The sequence below is a fragment of the Roseburia amylophila genome (genome assembly GCF_025567465.1).
GTDB lineage: Bacteria > Bacillota > Clostridia > Lachnospirales > Lachnospiraceae > Roseburia_C > Roseburia_C amylophila.
The window spans coordinates 102,058-125,116 of record NZ_JAOQKI010000006.1; the positions used below are offsets into that span (position 1 = coordinate 102,058).

A 23,059-nucleotide genomic window follows, 5' to 3' on the forward strand; every position below is an offset into this window, starting at 1 on the left:
TTTTAGCATTTTATTTGTCGATTATCAAGATTATGGACTGTACGAAATGAAGAACAATCATGAATTTCTTCTATAAGAAGTTTTAGTTGCTTTTCCACTGTTTTTCTAGTATGATACGAATTGGTGCATAAGCATGAAAGCACCGTAAATTCAAAGAGTCAGGAGATTTGATTATGATAAGTGCAAACAATGTAACTTTACGAATCGGGAAGAAAGCCTTGTTTGAAGATGTAAATATTAAATTCACGGAAGGCAACTGCTACGGTCTGATTGGTGCCAATGGTGCCGGTAAATCTACTTTCTTAAAGATTTTATCCGGACAATTAGACTCCACCAGCGGCGATGTGGTTATTACACCGGGACAACGTCTTTCCTTCCTGCAGCAGGACCACTTCAAATATGATGAGTACTCCGTTTTAGATACCGTTATCATGGGAAACAAACGTCTCTATGATATCATGAAGGAGAAGGATGCTATCTATGCAAAAGAGGATTTTTCCGATGAAGATGGTATCCGTGCCAGTGAACTGGAAGGCGAATTTGCTGAAATGGACGGCTGGAATGCAGAATCCGATGCTGCCATGTTATTAAATGGTCTTGGCATCCCGACAGAAGACCACTACACCACTATGCGTGACCTTCCGGGTGCTACCAAGGTTAAGGTGCTCTTAGCCCAGGCATTATTCGGTAATCCGGACATTCTGCTCTTAGACGAGCCGACCAACCACTTAGACTTAGATGCCATTGCATGGCTGGAAGAATTCTTAATCAACTTTAACAACACTGTAATCGTCGTATCCCACGACCGTTACTTCTTAAATAAGGTATGTACTCATATTGCCGATATCGATTATGGCAAGATTCAGTTATATGCCGGTAACTACGATTTCTGGTATGAGTCCAGCCAGCTTCTTGTTAAGCAGATGAAAGAAGCCAATAAAAAGAAGGAAGAAAAGATTAAAGAGTTACAGGAGTTCATTTCCCGTTTCTCTGCGAATGCTTCCAAATCCAAACAGGCAACTTCCAGAAAACGTGCCCTTGAGAAAATCGAGCTGGATGAAATCAAACCTTCCAGCCGTAAATATCCTTACATTGATTTCCGACCACAGCGTGAAATCGGTAATGAGGTTCTTACCGTAGAGGGGCTAAGCAAAACTATCGATGGCGTAAAAGTATTAGACAATGTATCCTTTATCTTAGGACATGATGATAAAGTAGCTTTTGTCGGAAGCAACGAGCTTGCCAAGACTACCCTCTTTAAGATTCTTGCCGGTGAAATGGAGCCGGACGAAGGAACTTACAAATGGGGTGTTACGACTTCCCAGTCCTATTTTCCGAAGGACAATACCGAAATCTTTGATACTGACCTTGTTATCACAGACTGGCTGACCCAGTATTCCGAGATCAAAGATGCTACTTATGTACGTGGTTTCTTAGGAAGAATGCTTTTCGCCGGTGAAGATGGCATGAAGAAAATGAGAGTCCTTTCCGGAGGAGAAAAAGTGCGTGTACTGCTCTCCCGTATGATGATTCAGGCTTCCAATGTCTTAATCTTAGATGAGCCTACCGACCACTTAGACATGGAGTCCATTACCGCATTAAACAACGGTCTGATTAAATTTCCGGGTGTTGTACTCTTCGCTTCCCGTGACCACCAGTTCACACAGACCACTGCCAACCGCATTATGGAGCTTCTTCCAAATGGCGGACTCATTGATAAGATTACCACTTACGATGAATACTTAGAAAGTGATGAAATGGCAAGAAAACGTCAGGTTTACTCCATGAGTGAAGAAGACGAGAATGATAACTAAAAATAGCTTTTAAGATAGAAAGCAGGTGTTCCAATCGGAACACCTGCTTTTTTGCTTTACCGAAAATTGCTTTCCTGTAACACACGTTTCTTGCTATTTGCATATATTATTTATACCTGACATTTACACCGTCATTATGCGAATCATAATTATTAACCGGTCACTTAGGTTGTCGTATTATAAATCTCTCCGGTATTATAATTGTAGGTATATGTACCTGTATTACCATATGTATTGCCCTTGGATGCTTCCCGTTCTGCATAATAATCTGCTAAAGATGCTTTTGCAGATACCTGATATCCATAGGAACCATTTCCATTGAACAAAGATTTTACCAAAGACATATCTGCCTTCTTAAAGGTATCCTCATCAATACTGAGTTTGTTATCTGTACCAACGGTAATTCCAACCTTAGAAAGTAACTTTTCATTGGAATCTGTAGTCCGAACCATGGAAGAAACTGCATTGAGAATTCCATTAGTATTGGAATCTTCTGATTTCTTCAGCAGGTTATTGTAGCTGTCTACGAAAGCACTTACTTTCTTATAAATTGCGTCTTTATCATAATCTGTTGTGGTATTACCCTTTGCATCGGTTGTTGTTACTTTGTTAAATACAGACTTCTTGGTCTTATCCAGTAAAGCATCGGATGCACCCTTCAACTCTTCCGCAGCATCTTCAATTTTTGCTAATGTCTTAGTATCATCCTTTGCAGTAGACGTTGAAGTCTTCTTGTTTGTCTCTACAATCTTGCTGGCAGAATCATTTCCACCATAATATGCCTTCATCAGTTTAAAATAGGAACCGGTACGAATTGCAGAATAATCAACAATATTAATCCCTAACAAACCGCTGTTTGAAGTTCTGTTTCCATTTGATAATCCGGAAAACAATGTGTGAATTGAATTCGAATCATAATTTGAAATGCCTATCATATAATCACTCCTTTGATATCTGATGTGTAACATCCTTGTCCCACGTCTGCCTATTGTTAATGCTATTATAGCATTTTAGGCACAGGATTGCAATATTGTGTAAAATTCACAACTTTTTATGTGATTTTTTTCATCTATTGTAACTTTTCACAAAGTATTTATGGTTTGTTCATAGTTTTGTCATATTTATAGCGTACTATAAAACCATCAAAAGAAACTCATGTTTTTAGATATATTTTTTCATAATAGCCTCGGCATCCGAAAGATGTCGGGGCACTCCTCATTTTAGGAATAATTTTTTATGTTGGCTGGATACCAATATATTTGATAACATAAATTACAGGATTTAGCAGGTTTCTATGTCAGGCATAAAATACCGCAGTTCTAGAACACATATTTTTCTTTTTACAATATAAAGTGTCTTTCCGTTGCTTTGACGGACAGTGCTGATAGTCAGTCAAAGCAACGGAAAGACATTTTGTAATCAAGAAAAAATATGTGCTAAGAACTGCAGATATTCCATGCCAATTAACATAGAAATCTGTTAAATCCTGCAATTCTTTGTTATTCAACATTAAAATCCATCCTACAAATTCTCAATCTGCCAGTCTATCGGTGCTACTCCATGCTCTTCTAAAAATGCATTCGCCTGTGAGAAATGTTTGCATCCGAAAAAACCACGGTATGCCGAAAGCGGGCTTGGATGAGGTGCTTTTAATATCAGATGCTTCGGATTGGTAAGCATCGGAATTTTGCTCTGTGCCGGTCTGCCCCACAGCATATAGACAACTGGTCGATCCTGGGCATTGACTGCCTGGATAATGGCATCCGTAAAATGCTCCCATCCTTTGCCCTGATGGGAGTTCGCCTGATGTGCACGGACGGTCAGAACCGTGTTCAATAATAATACACCCTGCTTTGCCCATTTTTCCAGATAACCATTGTCAGGGATATAGCAGCCAAGGTCATCCTGTAGTTCTTTATAGATGTTCTGTAAAGATGGTGGAATCTCTTTCTGATCCGGCAGTACGGAAAAACTAAGACCATGTGCCTGATGTTCATTATGGTATGGATCCTGTCCCAAAATCAGCACCTTTACTTCTGAAAGCGGTGTCAAGTGCAAGGCATTAAAGATATCATCTGCCGGTGGATATACCACATGGGTGCTGTATTCTTTTTTTACAAAATCATATAAATCTCTGTAATATGGCTTTTTAAACTCGGCAGATACACTGTCCAGCCAGTCATTGGTAATCATTGCCATAGTTTTATCTCCTTACTGATACCCCGCGACCTGCAAGATAATTCTTAAGGTCCATAATTTCAAGTTCTTTATAATGGAATAATGATGCTGCCAGTGCTGCATCTGCTTTACCTTCTGTCAAAGCTTCATAGAAATGCTCTTTCGTTCCGGCTCCACCGGAAGCAATGACCGGAATAGATACATTTTCTGCAATCTGTCTGGTCAGTTCCAAATCGTAACCGGCTTTCGTGCCATCACAATCCATACTGGTCAAAAGAATTTCTCCGGCTCCAAGCTTCTCGACTTTCATTGCCCATTCTACCGCATCAATACCTACATCAATTCTTCCGCCATTTTTATAAATGTTCCAGCCGCTGCCATCTTCTCTTCTTCTCGCATCAATAGCAACAACCACACACTGACTTCCGAATTTGTCTGCCGCATCACTGATTAACTGTGGTGTATTAATTGCAGAAGAATTAATGGAAATCTTGTCTGCACCTTCCCTAAGCAGCACTTTAAAATCTTCTACACAGCGGATTCCTCCGCCTACGGTAAATGGAATAAATACATTTTCCGCTACACGTCTTACCATATCTACTACTGTATTACGGTTATCCGAAGATGCTGTAATATCTAGAAATACCACTTCATCTGCTCCGGCTTTATCATATGCTGCCGCAATTTCCACTGGGTCACCGGCATCTCTTAAATTCACAAAGTTCACACCTTTTACAACTCTTCCATCATTGACATCCAGACATGGAATAATTCTCTTGGTAAACATTATTTCACACCTCCCTGTAATGACGCAAAGTTCTTAAGTATCTTCAGTCCAACGGAGCTGCTCTTCTCCGGGTGGAACTGGCAGGCAAAGATGTTGTCCTGCTCCACAGATGCATGAATAGTGACTCCATATTCCGTAGTTGCTTTTACAATTTCTTCATGCTTTGCCTGTAAATAATAAGAATGCACGAAATATACATAGGCATCCATCGGCACATTCTGAAACAGTCTTCCATTATTCTGTAAATGCAGGGAATTCCAACCGATATGCGGAATTTTCAGCCCATAAGTATCCGGGATTCGCACAATTTTTCCCTCTAAAAGCCCAAGTCCCTCTACTCCTTCTGACTCTTCGCTTCCTTCAAACATTAACTGAAGTCCGAGGCAGATTCCAAGGAATGGCACTTTTCTTTCACAGACTTCATGGATGACCTTGTCCAGTTCATAGCGTTTCAGATTATCCATTGCCACACCAAAAGAACCAACGCCCGGTAAAATCACCTTATCTGCCTGTTCAATGGTATGAAAATCTCTTGTAATTACGCTTTCCTCACCCAGATATGCTAATGCTTTTTCCACACTCTTTAAGTTTCCTGCATCATAGTCAATAATTGCTATCATAATGTTCTCCTATTCCAGTCCTGCTGCTGCAAGTATCCCCTGAATTGCCTTTGTATAATCTGTTCTCTTTGTCATCGCATGCAATTCTGCTGCCTTTTCCTCCGATACACCAAAATGGTCTGATAACTGCTGCAAAATCTGATTCTTCAGTCCTGCCATTTCGTCTGTTATCTCATATTCCTGAGCCAGGTCTGCGCCATCTACGCATCTGCCATATCCACGAATCAGTGCGTCTAAAGCCATCTCGTTTTCATTGATTCCGCTTAAGCTCTCATAAGACTGATATTCTCTCTGTATGGAAGCCAGCACCTGTGCCTTCTTATAGAAATTCTCGTCTTTTCCCTTTACAGAAGAACCAGCTATGGTCTGGAATGCTGTTACATAGGAGCCGCTTGCAAAATCATCCTTTGCCTGCTGCATGTCCTGTCCATACTGCAAATTGGAGCTTCCCAGCAAAATCAAAATAAGAATGGAAAGTGCCATAATAAAAATCAGAATAACCGGCTTCTTTGGAAGAGGCGGCGTACGGTCTATTTCTTTTGGAGGCTTCTCTTTCTTTACCTTTGGTGCCTTCTCCTTCTTCGCCTTTTCCTTCTTTTCTTTTTTCTCTTTCTTGCCCTTCTTACCGGCTCCCTCGTCTGCATCCATCTCTTTTAAGATTTCTCTATTTTCGAATGAAATGCTGCCAAGGCTGTCATCTTCTGCAATCTTTGTATCATCCTCTTCTTCATCCGGTCCAAATAAAGCGGACATAATTTTACTGAAGAATCCCTGTTTTTTTCTCTTTTCCTTTGCTTCCTTTAAATCCTTTAATTCTTCGATACTTCCAAGGCGTTCAAATTCATCCTGGACCTCACTGTCCTCATCTTCTGAATGCTCTAATTCTTCTCCATTTTCATCTGCTTTCAGCAAATCGCCGATATCGGATAAGTCAGCATCTCCGGATAACATATCCATAAGATTAATGGCATCATCATCTTCTGAAAGAAGCGGTTCCTCTTCCTCAGATTCTGTCTTTGATGCTTCCGGTATCTCCGCCGCCGAATCTTCATCCAGCGTATCAAAGAAGCCCAGCGTCTCTTCTTCCCCGGAAGCATCATCTTCCGGTGTTTTCGACGTATCCGGGTGTTCTTCCTCTCCGGAATCTCCAACCTTCTTCCGGACCGCATCCATGATATCATTCACATCTTCCATCATATCTGATGCTGCAGACCCATCTGTTGCCATATCTGTGGTTCCTGATGAGATTGACTCCGAAGCTTTCTCGACATCGGATGTCTTGTCTTCATTGACATCAATATCTGCCTGATTTGATGCCTCTTCGTCTAATTCCATTTCGAATTCCTGCAGGAAATCATCTGCTGCTCCTGTTGCCAGCTCCTGTTCAAATTCACGCTGGAATCCTGTGCCGGAGTAGTCCTCGTGCTTCTTTTCCACCGGCTTTTTCTCCCGTTCTCTTGGCTTTGCAGCTTCTTCATTCATTGATTGAATCAGATTCTCGATATCCTTCTTATTATTTCTTCTGTTAGCATCTGAAACTGAATTCAGCAAATCGTCCAGATAATCTTCACTCTTACTCAAATTTATACCTCCATGTATCCAAGTTGCCTGTATATCTGCTTACAGGGTCTGCCACAACATCTCCCAGCAGATGCCGGACAGCGTAAAGGAAAGGGATGTGATGTAACATCACACCCCTTTGTCTGCGTTCTTTCCTTACTTTCCAGTCTGGTCAATCAGTCTGTCGATAGCCTGTACCAGACTTCCAATCTCCGGTTTAGTCAATTGGGCGTCTGCTCCGAGTGATTCACCTTTTCTTCTCATTTCATCATTTACCAGGGAAGAGAAAATGATTACCGGAATATCATGCATGTTATCGTTCTCTTTTACCAGTTTTGTTAACCGGTGTCCGTCCATCAATGGCATCTCGATATCTGTAATAATACAATGTACTTTATCTTTTACATTGCCGGCTTTCTCATAAGCACAAAGCTTGTCCCATGCTTCCTGTCCGTTCGTATTGACATTCAGGTTGGTATAACCTGCTTTCTTCAGACAATCTGTAATCAATTTACTTAATAATGGGGAATCCTCTGCGATCATAATCGGGGAATCATTACGGTTACGATTTTCCAGATGCTCTACATCAGATACCTTAAGTCCTGTTTCCGGGCTGATATCAGAAATAATTTTTTCAAAGTCAAGAATAACAATCAACTGTCCATCCAGTTTAATGACTCCGGTTGATACACCCTTGTCCTGGACATTAATTGTTGCATCCGGTTTGATAATCTCTGACCAGGAGACACGATGAATTCCAATAACCTGATCTACATGGAATGCAATATTTAATTTATTAAAGTTTGTGATAATAAACAAACCTTTTCCTTCTTCATCCTGCATACCAAGGCATCTTCTCAGGCTGATTACCGTCAGCATGGTATCTCGTGGCATAAAGATTCCTTCCACACTCGGATGTGCATTTGGTACCGGGGTTACCGGCTGATAGGATAAAATCTCACGAATCTTCGCTACGTTAATTCCGTAATGATTATCCCCTAAAGTAAACTCCAGCACTTCCAGTTCGTTCGTACCATTTTCTAACAGAATATTTGTCTCCATTTATGTTTTCCTCCCAAGGTCATTTCTTAGAATATTTCTATTTCGAATTATAACATAATATCACATAAAAATGCACCGTTTTTTTACAATTCTCTAGATATTTTTACCATTTTATAGATTACAGGTCTTATGTACCGTGTTTTCGACTACTTCCAGAGAGATTTTACTCAAATCTTCCGGTGTACTTTCCGGCACCTCAAAGAGTAAAACCGTATCTGTACCACTTCCTGCTTCAATAGTTCCCTGATATGTTCCAAAGTCATTTAACAGAATTGTGACCTGTGCAACAGCTTCCACGCTGTCATTTAACGTCACGCGGAATGACACCTTGCGGCTTAACATATCACAAGCTACTGCTTCCGTTCCAGCATTCTCTAAATGAAAATGTAAAACCAGGTATTTATTTCCGGCATCCGGCTCTACCATATAGGATGAATTCTGCTGATAAACTGTTGCAAATTCCGCACCGGTGTACTGCGTATCAATACCCGGTATTGCTACTGCATCGTTTAAGGACACACTGTTGTCCGATGCCGCATTCTCCGGAGTTCCTGTTGCATCTCCACCTTCTGATGACATCTGCTCAGTGGAATCCGGCTGTTCCACAGCCTCGGTATCTGCAGTCTCTGTTGTCTCTTCACTCTTCGATAGTCTTACAATTCCATCCTGCTGCTTTATATTATACTTTGATACTACATGTGCTGCATAATCTACAATTGTCTGTTCTTCCTGCTCCGTTAATTCAATCGGCTGCTCTCCGCATCCACCTAATAATAACGCAGCCAACAGCACACATGCCGTTGTTTTTATCTTTCTGTCCCTCATAGGCACTCCTTAACTTATCAATCTATTCCTATGTTAGCATTTTTCCGGCTTTCAGGCAATAGTTATTTCACATTCTTCCTCGTTATCATCGCGATTGCTGGTGTCTAATTCTATCCAGAATTCCACACCATCCTCATGGTTAATGACTCCGCACTGCTGATGCATGGAATCCATAATTGCTTTTACAATGGACAGACCAATTCCGCTGCCTCCATAAGCTCTGGTTCTTGCTTTATCTACCTTATAGAATTTAATCCAGATATTATCAATGTCTTCTTCCGGAATCGGCTTTCCTGTATTAAACACGCTGACTCTTACTACATCCTGCTTACATTTATAAGAAATTTTAATCCGGTTTTCACCTTCCAAATGGTTGATTGCATTGCTCAGATAATTGGTTATAACTTCTTCTATCTTAAATTCATCCGCCCATACAAAAAGCGGCTGCTCGTCAAATTCCAGAATAGCTTCCTTCTGTTCTAAGATAATGGCATTACTGGCAGTTACTCCACGTATCAGTTCGGTGATATCAAACCGTTCCATCACAATAGCATCATTCCCAAATTCCAGCTGATTCAAAGTAAGAAGTTTCTTTACCATGCGGTTCATCTTCTCTGCTTCATCTGTAATGACCTCACAATAGAAATTTCTGCTCTCCGGATCGTCCTGCACACATTCCTGTAAGCCTTCTGCATAACCCTGAATCAGTGCCAGCGGTGTCTTTAACTCATGGGAAACATTTGACAGGAAATCTTTTCTCATCTCGTCAATCTGTTCCTTCTTTTCGATATCTATCTTCAATTCATTATTAGCACTCTTTAATTCCGATATGGTCCGCTCTAAGATTTCCGATAGCTGGTTCATATGCTCGCCCAACTGTTCAATCTCATTATCTCCCTTGACCTCATACTTCGCATCAAAGTCGAATTCTGCCATTTTCTTGGATATATCTGTAAGCTGCAGAATTGGGTTAGTAATACGACGTGTAACAAAAAAAATGATAATACCACTCACTATTACCGCAACAACTCCTACATCCATCAGCAGACGATTAGACACCTGCGCACTTTCCTTGATACTTTCCAATGGAGTTCTCGCCAGCAAAAGATTACCATCTGCCAGGGTTCCCCAGAGAATCAGATAATCCGATTCCAGCCTGGTATCCTCTTTTTCTCCCATGACATAATTGTCGTTTGCTTTCAGTACTTTCATATTAAGATGCATATCATCATTCTGCACACTTGCCATGATAATTTCCATAAACTGCATCCTGAGATTTTCCACACCATTGGTAGAAGAACGCACTACTGTACCATCAGATGTAATGATTAAAATCGTCAGGTTACCATTGGAACAGATTTTTTCAAAATCTATATCATAATCTGATGTATTTAAGATTCCCTGTTCACTGGCCGCATTAATCTGCTGAAACCCATTTTCCAGCACTTCCTGTTTATAGCGGGTATAATAGCCTTCCAGCAGGGTAACATTAAGAAGCCAGCACAGTAATACCGTGCCGGCCACTAATCCAACGATAGTCAATGTAATCTGCGTTGTAATGGAATGCTGCTTTTTCTTATTCTTTGCCATATATCTTCCACCTTATCACATTCTATTGCGGTGCATCAATGTCCAGCTTATAGCCCATACCCCAGATTGTCTTGATATAATCCCCTTTTTCGCCCATCTTGCTACGCAGCTTTTTCACATGGGTATCGATGGTTCTGGCATCACCGAAATAATCATAATTCCATACATGATTCAGAATTTTCTCACGGGATAAAGCAATTCCCTTATTCTCCATGAAATATGCCAGAAGCTCAAATTCTTTATAGCTCAAATCAATATTTTTGCCGTCAATTGTTACCATGTGGGCAGCCTTGTCCATTACAATGCCACCTACTTCCAGCACATCATCTTCCGTATAATTGCCGGTTCTCCGCAAAATTGCCTCTACCCTTGCCACCAGGATCTTCGGGCTGAATGGTTTACTGATATATTCATCCACACCAAGTTCAAATCCCAAAAGCTCATCACTTTCTTCACTCTTGGCTGTCAGCATGATAATCGGTGTCTTGGAACTTTCCCTGATTTCCCGGCATACATCCCAGCCGTTCATCTTCGGCATCATAACATCCAGAATAATCAATGCAATATCTTTATTTTTATAAAATACGTCTAAGGCTTCTTCTCCGTCTCCTGCCTCTAACACTTCAAAGTTCTGTTTTACCAGGAAATCCCTCACCAGCTTACGCATACGGCTTTCATCGTCTACCACCAGAATTTTACGTTTTTCCATATTTGCTTCCCTCTTCTTTTTTCTATAGTTTAACGGATAAATATGTCAAATTTGTGTTCTTCTGCGATTTAATTCTGTTTTTCCAAAGCATCCAGTGCCGCTTCTCTTTCATCCAGTTCCTGTTCCCACTCTTCATATTTATTAATGATTTTCGTCTCATAATTTAAGATTGTGGTACTGCCACTGGTAAGGCTGATGGCAAACATGGCAATAACAATGATAATCAGCACAATATTCACAGAAAGTAAGATGCGGCAGCGCTTCTGTAATTTCGTTTCCTGTTGTTCCTCTGAATTTTTATCAGCATTTTCGTTTGGGTGCTCACCAGATTTTTCTTTGCCAGCTACATGGTCAAGGTCTAAGCCCATATCTTTCACCGGAATACCTGGTATTTCGGATGCATCCACCCCGGGCAGCCCTTTCAGATAATCCTGCAATTCTTTTAGATAGGCATATCCTATCGGTGTATGGAACAATTCCTGAGCCATGATTCTCTGGTAGATTTCCTGTACCATCTGTGGATTATCCATATTCATATTATCATGTATGTACTGGATTCCTTCCACTTCCTTTTTTGCCAATTTTGCCTGATCTTCATTTTCAAATACGAATCCACTTACTTCCCAGACTTTGCCATCTAATTCTTTTTGTTCCATATTTCCTCCTGCAATTTACAATCCCAGAAAAGTCTTTTTATAAAATGGTGCAACCTCACCAATCAGCTCCATTGCCTTTTCATCTGCTTCATGCATATCAAGACGCATATAGCCAAGGGACGGCTTTACAGCTTCAGCAATTCCTTCAAAGACGCTCTTTCTCTCACCCTTAAACTCTACAACCAGCAAATAACTAATGTCATCCTTACGTTCAATCTTCGTTACCAGATATGCTTTCTTGATATTCTTCTGTTTCTTCATATATTCACTGAGTATCTGTTTCAGTTCATCCGCCTCCGCAATTGGCTCACCAACAAACACACCCGTTTTCTTTTCAACAAGATTGCCAGATGCCATCTCAGCTTCCTGCCTCTTATAGCGTTTGAAATAACCTATAATAATTTTCTTCCGGTTCTCTTCTACCCGAAGTTCCATACTGCCCGGATTGATTACAAAATCTCGCTCTCCTGCAATCTTCATCAGCTGATCAAAACTGACTTTCTGTCCCTTCCATTCCTTTACATTATAAATCTTCTGGAAACTCTGCCAGTCTGTATACACCGGCATCCACTGTGCTCCATTGCTATCCTGTAACAATGCAAACTGAAGGGCTGTTCCCTTTTTTCCGTCTGCATCCTTTTCTTCCTTCGGGTCCTCTACCACTTTTACCGGACATAAGAATTCCCCGCGGACTACCTCTTTTAACATACGGTCACATAAGAACTGCTCCGCACGTTTCCACTGTTCATCTTTCTTTTCTTCAAATAAAATCTGTCTGTGTCTTGCCATTGCAAGAATCAGAGCCGGATTTACAACCGGAATCTGTGCTTTGGAAAGCTCGGAAAAATCCGGTGGTGGAAGCAAGTCATCTCTTTTTAATCTGCAGGAATAGCTTCCCACATCCAGTATCAGATCTTCCATACCCCACCAGTGGAGGTTTGCCCAGAAGAACATCTGCTTGTCTCCTCTGATTCCTTTTAATTCCAGTTCTACATTCTGCTCTTTATAATGTTCTATTGCCTTTTGGGCAAATTCTTTCGTTGAAAAGATTAATACACTTCCGTCCCCCATAACACGCGGGTAACCGGTATGCTTGTCCCATGCGCAGTAAAGCTCTTTGCATCCCTTTATTTTATCTGCCAGAATCTTGTTAAACACTTCTATCTTCTTTAAAAAGTTATCTGCCACAAAGGTTTTCTTCTTATGATGTACTTCTGCAGAACGAATCAGAAATTCCAGTTCCTCTAAAGTAAGCTTTGCAAGCTCCTGTTCATCCGGCATTTCATAATTCAAAAGATGGGTCTCTAATAATTCTTCTTTACGCTCTTTACTAATTTCCATGTTCTTCTCCTATATCTTTCCTTAAAACAATCACGTTATTTCTATTTTAATATAAAAATGCTATAAAGTAAAATAGAATCCTTCCGGATTCTACTTTATCTTTCACGCAGTTTACATCAGTTCTTCAATGACTCCTGTTTCATTGTATTTTCTGCAGTCAATGACACGCTGATTGGAAGAACCTTTGAATTTTAATGTAATATCATATAGCTCTGCCACATAAGGGCCATCCACCAGCACATCGATTAAGGATAATAATTCTTTCGTATCCTCGGTATATCTTCTTCCCTCCGGTACCAAATCCTTATCCAGTACATATCCGGTATATGCCCATATGTCTTTTTCCGGATGTTCCGTCCGCACCCGCTTGATAAACGGAAGCAGTGCATGCTGGTTTTCCGGTTCAAAAGGGTCTCCTCCCAAAAGAGTCAGTCCCTTGATATAGGGAGATTCCAAAGATGCAAGAATTTCATCTTCTACTTCTTTTGTAAATTCCTCTCCATTTTTAAAATCCCATGTTTCCGGCTGAAAACACTCTTTACAGTGGTTCCGGCAGCCGGATACAAACAGCACCGTTCTTACACCGGTGCCGTTCGCAATATCATTATATTTAATCGCTGAATAATGCATTTTCTTTTCACTTTCTTTTTATAAATGAAGTACACGCTCCTTGATTTCCTGGGTTCTTCCCTGATTCCAGAACTGGGAACCAATATAACCACAGGTACGTCTTGCCACGTTCATCTTATCCTGGTCACGGTTGTGACAATGCGGGCACTCCCATACTAATTTTCCATCATCATCTTTTACAATCTGAATCTCACCATCATAGCCACATACCTGGCAGTAATCGCTCTTGGTATTTAACTCTGCATACATGATATTCTCATAGATGAATTTCATTACAGATAAAACAGCATCCAGATTATCCTGCATGTTCGGAACTTCCACATAGCTGATTGCTCCACCCGGTGAAAGTGCCTGGAACTGGGATTCGAATTTCAGTTTGGTAAATGCATCGATATTTTCGGTTACATGCACATGATAGCTGTTGGTAATGTAATTCTTATCGGTAACACCCGGAATAACTCCGAAACGTTTCTGTAAACATTTTGCAAATTTATAGGTGGTAGACTCAAGCGGTGTTCCATATACGGAGAAATCAATATTTTCTTTCTCTTTCCACTCCTTGCAGGCATCATTTAACCGTTGCATTACCTTTAAGGCAAATGGTGTTGCTGCCGGGTCGGTATGTGGTTTTCCAGTCATATATCTGGTACATTCGCAAAGTCCTGCATAACCCAGTGAAATAGTAGAATATCCACCATATAAAAGCTTGTCTATGGTCTCGCCTTTTTTCAGACGGGCAAGTGCTCCGTACTGCCAGAGAATCGGTGCCACATCAGAAGGTGTTCCCTTCAGGCGGTTATGACGCGCCATCAATGCACGGTAGCAAAGATCCAAACGCTCATCAAATAGCTTCCAGAATTTTTCAAAATCTCCGCCGGAAGAGCATGCCAGATCTACCAGATTCAAGGTTACCACGCCTTGATTGAAACGACCGTAGAACTTTGGCTTGCCATCTTCATCATGATATACGGTAAGGAAGGAACGGCAGCCCATACAGGTATAGCAGTTGCCATCTTTTAATTCCTTCATTTTCTTCTCAGAAATATAATCCGGAACCATACGCTTTGCAGTACATTTTGCTGCTTTCTTGGTCAGATAATAGTATTCCGAATCCTCATGGATATTATCCTCTTCCAATACATAAATCAACTTTGGAAATGCCGGTGTAATCCATACGCCATCCTCATTCTTAACACCCTGATAACGCTGGTCTAGCACTTCCTCTATAATCATGGCAAGGTCTTTTTTCTCCTGCTCATTCTTTGCTTCGTTCAGATACATGAACACGGTTACGAATGGGGACTGTCCGTTGGTAGTCATCAGGGTTACTACCTGATACTGGATAACCTGTACGCCCCGCTCGATTTCCGCATGAAGTCTTCTTTCCACAATGTTGTTAATCTTCTCTTCGCTCAGCTCCACATCGCTCTCTTTTAATGTCTGCACCAGCTCTGCATGAATTTTCTCGCGGCTGATCTGGACAAATGGTACTAAATGTGCCAGTGAAATACTCTGTCCGCCATACTGGGAGCTTGCCACCTGAGCAATAATCTGGGTTGCAATATTACACGCTGTAGAGAAAGAATGTGGCTTGTCAATTCTGGTTCCGCTGATAACGGTTCCGTTCTGTAACATATCCTCTAAATTTACCAGATCACAGTTATGCATATGCTGTGCAAAATAATCTGCATCATGGAAATGGATAATTCCCTGTTCATGTGCCTCTACAATATCCTCCGGGAGAAGGAATCTTCTGGTAATATCCTTACTCACCTCACCAGCCATATAGTCACGCTGCACGCTGTTTACGGTTGAATCCTTATTGGAATTCTCCTGTTTTACTTCTTCATTATTACATTCAATCAGACTTAAAATCTGTTCATCCGTAGAGTTGGATTTACGTACCAGGGCACGTTTATAGCGGTAAGTAATGTATTTCCGGGCAACAGAAAAAGCCCTCTTGTCCATTAACTGATCCTCCACTAAGTCCTGAATATCTTCTACATTCAGGGCATGGTTGGCATCCTTACAGGAATCTTCTATATATTGTGCAATCTCCTTAATCTGGTCTGCAGTCAATCGTTCCGCTTCCACCACCTCATGGTTTGCTTTATTGATTGCAATAATAATTTTTGAAATGTCAAAAACAGCCTCTGCGCCGCTTCTTTTAATGATTTTCATTGAAATCCTCTCCCATAAAAAAATAGTCTATTCGCATAAAATCGGCACAAAACTGTACTAGATTTTGTGTCGAATCTCTTCAACGCATATACAGTATACCATATCTTGTGTTTTACGCAAGGGGAATATACAAGATTCATGAAATTTTTTCAGAAAAAATTTTTTAGAATTTAACGCTTTTTTCATAATCTGGACAATTATTTTTCACAAAATCCGGGTATACTACAAATATCAATAGAGAACAGGTTCATCCCCCAATGTCTTGTCTCTCTATTTGATAAAACTTTTTTCATAAATTTTCATAACTCCCCTTTGTACCCCCGCAGTGCTGTGGGGGTATTACCTTTGTAAAACCATTTTTCAGACTGTAAAAACCCCGTCTCAAATATCAATGCGATATCGAAACGGGGCTTACTTCATTTTTAATCTATTTTTTAGAAATCTACTTCTGTGTCATAGTAACAGCATTTCAGCAGTTTTTCCATTTCTTCCTGACTTGGCTGTCTTGGGTTGGAGCCGGTGCAGGCATCCAAAATTGCATTGGCTGCAATCTCAGGCAGTCTCTCTAAGAATACTTCTTCCGGTACAAAGCCCTGCTCAGCCGGATAGCTGTCCGGTCTGTAGTTCTTAATACAGTGCGGAATATTCAAGTCATCATTCATCTTACGCAGGTACTGGATTAAAAGTGCGACTTTCTCGTCCAGTGTCTCTCCGCCAAGCTTCATAAAATCTGCAATCACGCCATAACGTTTCTTTGCAGTCTCATCCTTTGCATTAAATGCAATAACCTTCGGCAGATACATGGCATTAGCTGCGCCATGAATAATATGTGCACCGTAGTCGGCAAATGCGGCACCGGTCTTATGTGCCATAGAATGTACGATTCCAAGCAGTGCATTGGAAAATGCCATTCCAGCCAGACACTGGGCATTGTGCATGGCATCACGTTTTGCCATATCTCCGTTATAGGAATCAATCAGATCATGCTGAATCATCTCAATGGCATGGAGTGCCAGCGGGTCTGTAAAATCACTGTTTGCAGTTGAAACATACGCTTCGATTGCATGTGTCATCGCATCCATTCCGGTGTGGGCTACCAGTTTCTGCGGCATGGTCTCTGCCAGTTCCGGGTCAACGATTGCTACGTCCGGTGTAATCTCAAAATCCGCAATCGGATATTTGATTCCCTTCTCATAATCCGTAATAATAGAAAATGCAGTTACTTCTGTTGCTGTTCCTGAGGTAGAAGAAATTGCACAGAAATGTGCTTTCTTTCTTAATTTCGGAATTCCAAATACCTTACACATGTCTTCAAAGGTAATATCCGGATATTCATATTTAATCCACATTGCTTTTGCAGCATCAATTGGTGAACCACCACCGATTGCTACAATCCAGTCCGGCTTGAACTTCTCCATAGCGGCAGCACCCTTCATCACGGTCTCAACAGATGGATCCGGTTCAATTCCTTCAAACAGTTCCACTTCCATACCTGCTTCTTTCAGATATGCCTCTGCTTTATCCAGGAAACCAAACCGTTTCATGGAGCCTCCACCAACACAGATCATTGCGCGCCTTCCTTCAAAGTTCTTCAGTGCCTCCAATGCACCTTTGCCGTGATATAAATCTCTTGGTAATGTAAATCTCTGCATTCGTAATACCTCCTTGATAATCATTGTATGTTTACTGATATATTTTTATCATAACATAATAATATACAAAAGGTAACTGGATTTTTCTTGTTTTTTGTGAAATTTTTATAAAATTTGGTTATATTTTCCTCTTACTCTGTTATTTCAGCAGCAGCCGCATCCTGCACCAGCGGATTCGTATCCCGGGTGGTATCTGCTGCCGTCTTTCCTGTCCGGTTACTTACTGCCTTGCTGATTTCTTTTACCTCATCTGTCGTTTCATAATCCTCTACATCAAATAAATAGCGGTGCAATAAATCTACATTGGTCTCCAAATCCGTTGGTACAACTACTGCTCCGATGGATTTTTCCATCATCTTGGTGTCTAACTGGAATGGCCAGCCCTGGGTATCTGCAAGCTCATACTCTTTGACATGGGCTGCAAGTCCCAATATTTCTGTGGTAGAAAGGCTGGTAGAAATGTCCGGAAACAGCTTGTCTACCAAATCATTTAAAGTAAGGATGTCTGCCTGCTTTGCTTTTTCTACAATCTTTCCTACTACGATACGCTGGCGCTCGGTCCGGCGGAAATCGTCTCCGCCGCTCATTCGGTCACGGCAATAGGCAAGTGCCTGTATTCCATTGACCTGCTGCACGCCCGGTCCGGAAACCGGCTTGCCATGGGTTCCCATGACTTCATTCATTTCATCAATCCAGATGTGCATATTGCTGGCTTCTTCCCTGGTAATATCCAACTCTATTCCACCTAATGCATCCACAACTTCCATTACCGCATTGAAGTCTACGGATACATATTCGGTAATATTCAAATCCAGATTCTTATTTAACGCCGCTACTGCACCGGTCGGTCCTCCCTTGGCATAAGCTGCATTCAGTTTCCGCAGGCTGTCTTTATCATCTACTGCCAGAAAGGAATCCCGGTATACGGATACAAGTTTCACTTCCTTGGTATCATCATTGATACTGGCAATCATGATACAGTCGCTGTTTCCGCTCTCATAATTTCCACTGTTCCGGTTGTCAATTCCAAAGATAGCTATATTGGTATAATTATCTAACACTTCCTGGGTCTCGCTGTCTATATTAATATTCAGCTTCTTCGCGTCTAAGGAACCGGTATTATTGATTTTATTCAGCTTACTCATTACATAAAATACTACCAGCAAAATGAGTATCACTAATACTTCTACAATAAAAAGTATCAGTTTTCTCTTTCTTCTCTGCTTTTTTCCAACCTTCTTTTTCGGACCTGTCTTCGCCTTCTGCTTTTCCATGCCCATAGTTCCTCCTTACTTTGATATACTTATACTCCTTAATCCGGACTGTTTTTCCGCAGCCCATTAATTCAAATATATCTTACTGGAATTGGTTGGTCAATGTCTCACAGACAACCTTAAGAATCAGTTCCATAAATTTAACGAAATCTTAAGTTTTCGTAGTTTAGTTGTATCGGTTTTAGAGACAAAAGAGACCTGCCACATCACACGATAAAGCGGCAATCCTTTGGACATTTTTATATTCTATTATAACTTTATTTTTCTTGACTTTTCATGTGCATTATGCGTATATATTTATAAATATACTTATGTATTGGAGGACATTTTATGAAACTCATTTATCCCGCAATCTTTACCCCATGTCTCGAAGGCAACGGTTATACGGTTGTTGTACCTGACCTTCCAGGTTGTGTAACCGAAGGAGATTCCCTTATCAACGCTATTGAAGCCGCTACCGATGCCGCCAGTGGATGGATACTTGGCGAATTGGAAACTGGAAACAAAATTCCTCTTGCATCCAAACATAACGCCATTTCACATGATTCAGACAGTTTTGTCAATCTTCTTATCCTTGATATGGATGCTTATACCATAAAATATGGTCAAAAAGCTGTCCGAAAAAATATAACTATCCCAGCATGGCTAAATACATATGGAGAAAAGAATCACCTAAATTTTTCAAAAATTCTTCAGGATGCACTATTGTCTATGATACAAAAATGATTTATGTATACATTCAAGAAAGAACAAGCCAGAGTTTTAGTTTCAGTCTTTTCCTGCATTTTTTCTCACTTCAATTCAAGAATATCATCTGCTGGTGCTTTCAATACTCTGCATATTTCAGCCAGCACTATCGCACTCGGTACTCTTTCTCCATTGAGCGAAACTTCGATACACTCCATATCCTAAAAGTATAATGAAAAGAGTCCCATTCACCAGAAGACCATATGTCTACTGGCTGGAACTCTTTTATGCCTTTAAATAGCGTGATTGAGGGGGTTCGCCTACGTTCACGCACAGTGGACTAGACGGGAGTCGAACCCGTGTCCAAAAACCAATCCCCTGTCCTTCTACGAGCGTAGTTCATAATTTGACATTCCCTCTGCAATTCCGGTATGAACACCGTAACTGTTTCAGTAGCTTCATCATACGCCCACGGGTTCAAAGCTTTGCCCGTGTCGTTTCTCACATAGTCGAAGCCTGGGTCCTAAAGTGTGAGTGCTCTAGGTCAGACTGCTGCCATTAGGCAGCGTAAGCTAATTTATTATCGTTAGCGTTTAATTTTAAGTTTGGAATTTAACGCATCACCCTGCGGCTCGCTTCTCCAGCTTCATAATCCCTGTCGAAACCTTTACTAGCCCTTATATATTTATTCTATTATAACCTGCCTCCGCTATTCCTGCAAGAGGCAAAGATAGAACCACTGTTTGTATTGCCATTAACTGACAATTTTTATCCGCCTATTAACCAAGATTTCTTACTTTGAAATCCCGCTCTGCTTCACGGCGCATATCTTTCTTTGCAATATCATTCCGCTTATCATAAAGCTTCTTACCTTTTGCAAGCGCAATCTGGACTTTTACCAGACTTCCCTTGAAATATACTTCCACCGGAACAATGGTATAACCTTTTTCCTTAATCTTCTGCTCTAATTTACGAATCTCATTTTTGTGCATCAGAAGCTTCTTCGGACGAAGCGGATCACGGTTAAAAATGTTTCCCTTTTCATATGGGCTGATATGCATACCATATATGATGACTTCCCCATGTTCAATGTGTATGAAAGACTCCTTGATACTGCATTTTCCCATACGGAGTGATTTTACTTCTGTTCCATGCAGGCTGATTCCTGCCTCATAAAGTTCTTCCAAGAAATAATCATGTCTTGCCTTCTTATTATTGGCAATCATCTTAATCGATTCTTTTCCCATTCTTCATTTCTCCTGTTCCTGTTGCCTCTGCCAATTCAAAATCGATGGTTCTTACAATTTCATCCACACCGATTACCCGGATATATACCTTCTGTCCCAGCTTGTAATGGCGGTTTGTTACTTCGCCCACCAGTTCAAAAGTGTCTTCAAAATACTGATAATAATCATCGGTAAGACTGGTTACATGCACAAGCCCTTCCACGGTATTTGGCAATTCTACATACATTCCATAGGATGTCACCCCGGAAATAACGCCTTCATAGACTTCTCCGATATGCTCTACCATATACTGTGCTTTTTTCAGCTTCTCAGTCTCACGCTCTGCCTCATCTGCCCGACGTTCTGTCTCGCTGGAATGCTTGGCTACTTCCGGCAGAATCGTTTCGTAATGCGCCATCCGCTTATGATTCATCCTGCCCCGCAATGTTTCCTTGATGATACGGTGTATCTGTAAATCAGGATAACGGCGAATTGGCGATGTAAAATGACAATAGCAGCTTGCTGCCAGTCCGAAATGTCCGGTGTTTTCTGTGGTATATTTCGCCTGTTTCATGGAGCGGAGGGTCAGCCGGCTGATTAATGCTTCCTCCGGTGTTCCTTCGATTTTTCCTAACAGCTTCTGCAATTCCTTCGGGTGAATTTCCTCCTGGCTGATATGCAGTGTATATCCGAAATTTCCAATTAACGTTGCAAGTTTTCGGATTTTTTCTTCGTCCGGTGTCTCATGGGTACGATAGAGAAATGGTATCTCCTGCCAGAAAAATTCCTGCGCCACCGTCTCATTGGCAATCAGCATAAAATCTTCAATTAATTTTGTAGCTGTATTTCTGTCGTATGGCTTGATTTCCAATGGTCTTCCATTTTTATCCAAAAGGATTTTCGTTTCCGGGAAATCAAAATCAATCGAGCCGCGTTTCATACGATTCCCTCGAAGCAGTGCTGCCAGCTCTCCCATTTTTTCAAACATCGGAACCAGTTCCCGATATGCTGAAATTGTTTCTTCGTTATGGTCTTCTAAAATTTCTTTTACCGCTGTATAAGTCATTCTGCGGTCAATTTTTACCACAGACTCTACAATTTTATGGTCAATGACCTTGCCCTTCGGGTTAATGGTCATGATGCAGCTCAATGCCAGCCGGTTCTCTCCTGCATTCAGGGAACAGATTCCATTGGACAATGCATGGGGCAGCATCGGAATCACGCGGTCAACGAGATATACACTGGTTCCGCGGTTCAATGCCTCCACATCCAGTGCGCTGTGCTCCTGCACATAATTGGACACATCTGCAATGTGAACGCCCAGAATATAATTTTCTCCATCCATAGTAAGGGATACCGCATCATCCAAATCTTTGGAGTCTTCTCCGTCGATTGTCACCATCTGCCAGTCCCGCAAGTCTTCCCTGCCTGCCATATCAGCCTCACTGACTTCTTTGGCTACATTTTCCACCTGTTTCATAATCTTCGGTGCAAATTCTGTCGGCAGGTCAAAGCCTCTTACAATGGACAAAATATCTGTTCCCGGGTCATTGATATGACCAAGTATTTCAACAATTTTTCCTTCCGGTTTCTTACCGTTTTTACCATAATCGGTAATCTCAACGACAACTTTGTGTCCATCTACTGCTCCTTTGGAACGTTCGATTGGAATAAAAATATCCTGCGCCAGCTTCTGGTTATCCGGCACCACAAATCCGAAGTTCTTACTGCTCTGATAAGTTCCGACAATCTGATGCAGACCTCTGGATATAATTTTTATAATTCTGCCTTCCCGGCGTTTTCCGGTCTTCTGCGGATTTACTGCAACAGATACGGTGTCCATATGCATGGCTCCGTTGGTATTCTCCTCCGGGATATAGATATCTTCCTCTTCACCCTCTACCGTCACAAAGCCAAAGCCTCTGCTGTTTCCGGTATAAACACCGGTTAAGAATCTTCCGGAAGCCTTTACATATTTGCCCTTCTGGGTCAGCTCTACCTTGCCTTCTTCCAGCAAAGCATCCAAAACCGCATGCAGCTCTTCCCGCTGCTCTTTGGATACCTGCAGAATCATTGCAATCTCTTTGGCTTTCATCGGGACATATAAGTCATCACAGATAAACTCATATACAATTTTCTTTCTTTTTTCCAGTGCTTCTCTATCCATTCTTTTCTTTCCTATTTTTTCTCGCTGCTCATGAAACAAAGAATGTGCCTTGTCACATTCTCGCGGAGCTTTTTTTACTTTACAGGAAAGCAATTCCTGT

19 protein-coding genes and 1 other RNA gene are annotated in these 23,059 nt (G+C 41.2%); 2 read left to right on the plus strand and 18 right to left on the minus strand.

The features are described from left to right. The first annotated feature begins 173 nt into the window (after positions 1-173). Positions 174-1,814 (plus strand): ABC-F family ATP-binding cassette domain-containing protein, encoded by a 1,641-nt coding sequence (locus OCV43_RS05290; protein ID WP_022242433.1) that lies wholly within the window; start codon positions 174-176, stop codon positions 1,812-1,814. Between the two features lie 164 nt (positions 1,815-1,978). Here the strand turns inward: OCV43_RS05290 and OCV43_RS05295 are convergent, their stop codons facing one another. From OCV43_RS05295 to OCV43_RS05365, 15 genes are all read right to left on the minus strand, one after another. Next, positions 1,979-2,749 carry a flagellar filament capping protein FliD gene (locus OCV43_RS05295; RefSeq protein ID WP_022242432.1) on the minus strand — a complete coding sequence of 257 codons (771 nt, stop codon included), beginning with the start codon at positions 2,747-2,749 and terminating at the stop codon, positions 1,979-1,981. A 586-nt stretch (positions 2,750-3,335) separates the two neighbouring features. Next, entirely contained in the window at positions 3,336-4,013 is a 678-nt protein-coding gene (locus tag OCV43_RS05300; RefSeq protein WP_022242431.1) for a uracil-DNA glycosylase, read from the minus strand. A 4-nt stretch (positions 4,014-4,017) separates the two neighbouring features. Beyond that, the gene (gene hisF, locus OCV43_RS05305; RefSeq protein WP_022242430.1) at positions 4,018-4,779 is read right to left on the minus strand and encodes an imidazole glycerol phosphate synthase subunit HisF; all 762 of its coding nucleotides are present in this window, start codon (positions 4,777-4,779) and stop codon (positions 4,018-4,020) included. After that, the gene (gene hisH, locus OCV43_RS05310; protein ID WP_022242429.1) at positions 4,779-5,399 is read right to left on the minus strand and encodes an imidazole glycerol phosphate synthase subunit HisH; all 621 of its coding nucleotides are present in this window, start codon (positions 5,397-5,399) and stop codon (positions 4,779-4,781) included. Before hisH ends, hisF begins: the two co-directional genes overlap by 1 nt. 9 nt (positions 5,400-5,408) lie before the next feature. Continuing rightward, entirely contained in the window at positions 5,409-6,980 is a 1,572-nt protein-coding gene (locus tag OCV43_RS05315) for a putative sodium/potassium/calcium exchanger (RefSeq protein WP_022242428.1), read from the minus strand. A gap of 135 nt (positions 6,981-7,115) precedes the next feature. Continuing rightward, positions 7,116-8,021: a chemotaxis protein gene (locus OCV43_RS05320; protein ID WP_022242427.1), complete on the minus strand. Its 906-nt coding sequence runs from the start codon at positions 8,019-8,021 to the stop codon at positions 7,116-7,118. Positions 8,022-8,132: 111 nt separating this feature from the next. After that, positions 8,133-8,846 (minus strand): DUF4352 domain-containing protein, encoded by a 714-nt coding sequence (locus tag OCV43_RS05325; RefSeq protein ID WP_022242426.1) that lies wholly within the window; start codon positions 8,844-8,846, stop codon positions 8,133-8,135. A 51-nt stretch (positions 8,847-8,897) separates the two neighbouring features. Continuing rightward, on the minus strand, positions 8,898-10,436 hold the full coding sequence (locus OCV43_RS05330; protein WP_022242425.1) for a sensor histidine kinase: 1,539 nt from the start codon (positions 10,434-10,436) through the stop codon (positions 8,898-8,900). A gap of 22 nt (positions 10,437-10,458) precedes the next feature. After that, positions 10,459-11,145, minus strand: a complete 687-nt coding sequence (locus OCV43_RS05335) for a response regulator transcription factor (RefSeq protein ID WP_022242424.1) — start codon at positions 11,143-11,145, stop codon at positions 10,459-10,461. A 68-nt stretch (positions 11,146-11,213) separates the two neighbouring features. Beyond that, complete coding sequence (locus OCV43_RS05340) at positions 11,214-11,801, minus strand: hypothetical protein (RefSeq protein WP_262623582.1); 588 nt, start codon at positions 11,799-11,801, stop codon at positions 11,214-11,216. A 15-nt stretch (positions 11,802-11,816) separates the two neighbouring features. Continuing rightward, positions 11,817-13,142, minus strand: a complete 1,326-nt coding sequence (locus tag OCV43_RS05345) for an enhanced serine sensitivity protein SseB (RefSeq protein ID WP_117946718.1) — start codon at positions 13,140-13,142, stop codon at positions 11,817-11,819. 111 nt (positions 13,143-13,253) lie between these two features. Further along, positions 13,254-13,772, minus strand: a complete 519-nt coding sequence (gene nrdG, locus OCV43_RS05350) for an anaerobic ribonucleoside-triphosphate reductase activating protein (RefSeq protein ID WP_117698216.1) — start codon at positions 13,770-13,772, stop codon at positions 13,254-13,256. Between the two features lie 18 nt (positions 13,773-13,790). Continuing rightward, complete coding sequence (gene nrdD / locus OCV43_RS05355) at positions 13,791-15,953, minus strand: anaerobic ribonucleoside-triphosphate reductase (RefSeq protein ID WP_262623583.1); 2,163 nt, start codon at positions 15,951-15,953, stop codon at positions 13,791-13,793. 434 nt (positions 15,954-16,387) lie between these two features. After that, a complete protein-coding gene (locus tag OCV43_RS05360; protein ID WP_262623584.1) occupies positions 16,388-17,605 on the minus strand; it encodes an iron-containing alcohol dehydrogenase in 1,218 nt (405 codons plus the stop codon). 131 nt (positions 17,606-17,736) lie between these two features. Further along, positions 17,737-18,879 carry an LCP family protein gene (locus tag OCV43_RS05365; protein WP_262623585.1) on the minus strand — a complete coding sequence of 381 codons (1,143 nt, stop codon included), beginning with the start codon at positions 18,877-18,879 and terminating at the stop codon, positions 17,737-17,739. A gap of 330 nt (positions 18,880-19,209) precedes the next feature. Here OCV43_RS05365 and OCV43_RS05370 point away from each other — a divergent pair, with 330 nt between their 5' ends. Then, positions 19,210-19,605, plus strand: coding sequence for a type II toxin-antitoxin system HicB family antitoxin (locus tag OCV43_RS05370; RefSeq protein ID WP_262623586.1), 396 nt, complete (start codon positions 19,210-19,212; stop codon positions 19,603-19,605). A 294-nt stretch (positions 19,606-19,899) separates the two neighbouring features. On the opposite strand, the gene ssrA is transcribed toward OCV43_RS05370, so the two are convergent. The 3 genes from ssrA to rnr form a co-directional block, all read right to left on the minus strand. Continuing rightward, positions 19,900-20,243, minus strand: a transfer-messenger RNA (tmRNA) gene (gene ssrA / locus OCV43_RS05375). A gap of 102 nt (positions 20,244-20,345) precedes the next feature. Continuing rightward, on the minus strand, positions 20,346-20,813 hold the full coding sequence (gene smpB / locus OCV43_RS05380; RefSeq protein WP_022242388.1) for an SsrA-binding protein SmpB: 468 nt from the start codon (positions 20,811-20,813) through the stop codon (positions 20,346-20,348). After that, the gene (gene rnr / locus OCV43_RS05385) at positions 20,794-22,959 is read right to left on the minus strand and encodes a ribonuclease R (RefSeq protein ID WP_262623587.1); all 2,166 of its coding nucleotides are present in this window, start codon (positions 22,957-22,959) and stop codon (positions 20,794-20,796) included. Before rnr ends, smpB begins: the two co-directional genes overlap by 20 nt. Positions 22,960-23,059: the final 100 nt, after the last annotated feature.

Coding starts and splice junctions, on each gene's coding strand:
- OCV43_RS05290 (WP_022242433.1), top strand. CDS start 174: ATGATAAGTGCAAACAATGTAACTTTACGAATCGGGAAGAAAGCCTTG.
- OCV43_RS05295 (WP_022242432.1), bottom strand. CDS start 2,749: ATGATAGGCATTTCAAATTATGATTCGAATTCAATTCACACATTGTTT.
- OCV43_RS05300 (WP_022242431.1), bottom strand. CDS start 4,013: ATGGCAATGATTACCAATGACTGGCTGGACAGTGTATCTGCCGAGTTT.
- hisF (WP_022242430.1), bottom strand. CDS start 4,779: ATGTTTACCAAGAGAATTATTCCATGTCTGGATGTCAATGATGGAAGA.
- hisH (WP_022242429.1), bottom strand. CDS start 5,399: ATGATAGCAATTATTGACTATGATGCAGGAAACTTAAAGAGTGTGGAA.
- OCV43_RS05320 (WP_022242427.1), bottom strand. CDS start 8,021: ATGGAGACAAATATTCTGTTAGAAAATGGTACGAACGAACTGGAAGTG.
- OCV43_RS05325 (WP_022242426.1), bottom strand. CDS start 8,846: ATGAGGGACAGAAAGATAAAAACAACGGCATGTGTGCTGTTGGCTGCG.
- OCV43_RS05330 (WP_022242425.1), bottom strand. CDS start 10,436: ATGGCAAAGAATAAGAAAAAGCAGCATTCCATTACAACGCAGATTACA.
- OCV43_RS05335 (WP_022242424.1), bottom strand. CDS start 11,145: ATGGAAAAACGTAAAATTCTGGTGGTAGACGATGAAAGCCGTATGCGT.
- OCV43_RS05340 (WP_262623582.1), bottom strand. CDS start 11,801: ATGGAACAAAAAGAATTAGATGGCAAAGTCTGGGAAGTAAGTGGATTC.
- OCV43_RS05345 (WP_117946718.1), bottom strand. CDS start 13,142: ATGGAAATTAGTAAAGAGCGTAAAGAAGAATTATTAGAGACCCATCTT.
- nrdG (WP_117698216.1), bottom strand. CDS start 13,772: ATGCATTATTCAGCGATTAAATATAATGATATTGCGAACGGCACCGGT.
- nrdD (WP_262623583.1), bottom strand. CDS start 15,953: ATGAAAATCATTAAAAGAAGCGGCGCAGAGGCTGTTTTTGACATTTCA.
- OCV43_RS05360 (WP_262623584.1), bottom strand. CDS start 17,605: ATGCAGAGATTTACATTACCAAGAGATTTATATCACGGCAAAGGTGCA.
- OCV43_RS05365 (WP_262623585.1), bottom strand. CDS start 18,879: ATGGAAAAGCAGAAGGCGAAGACAGGTCCGAAAAAGAAGGTTGGAAAA.
- OCV43_RS05370 (WP_262623586.1), top strand. CDS start 19,210: ATGAAACTCATTTATCCCGCAATCTTTACCCCATGTCTCGAAGGCAAC.
- smpB (WP_022242388.1), bottom strand. CDS start 20,813: ATGGGAAAAGAATCGATTAAGATGATTGCCAATAATAAGAAGGCAAGA.
- rnr (WP_262623587.1), bottom strand. CDS start 22,959: ATGGATAGAGAAGCACTGGAAAAAAGAAAGAAAATTGTATATGAGTTT.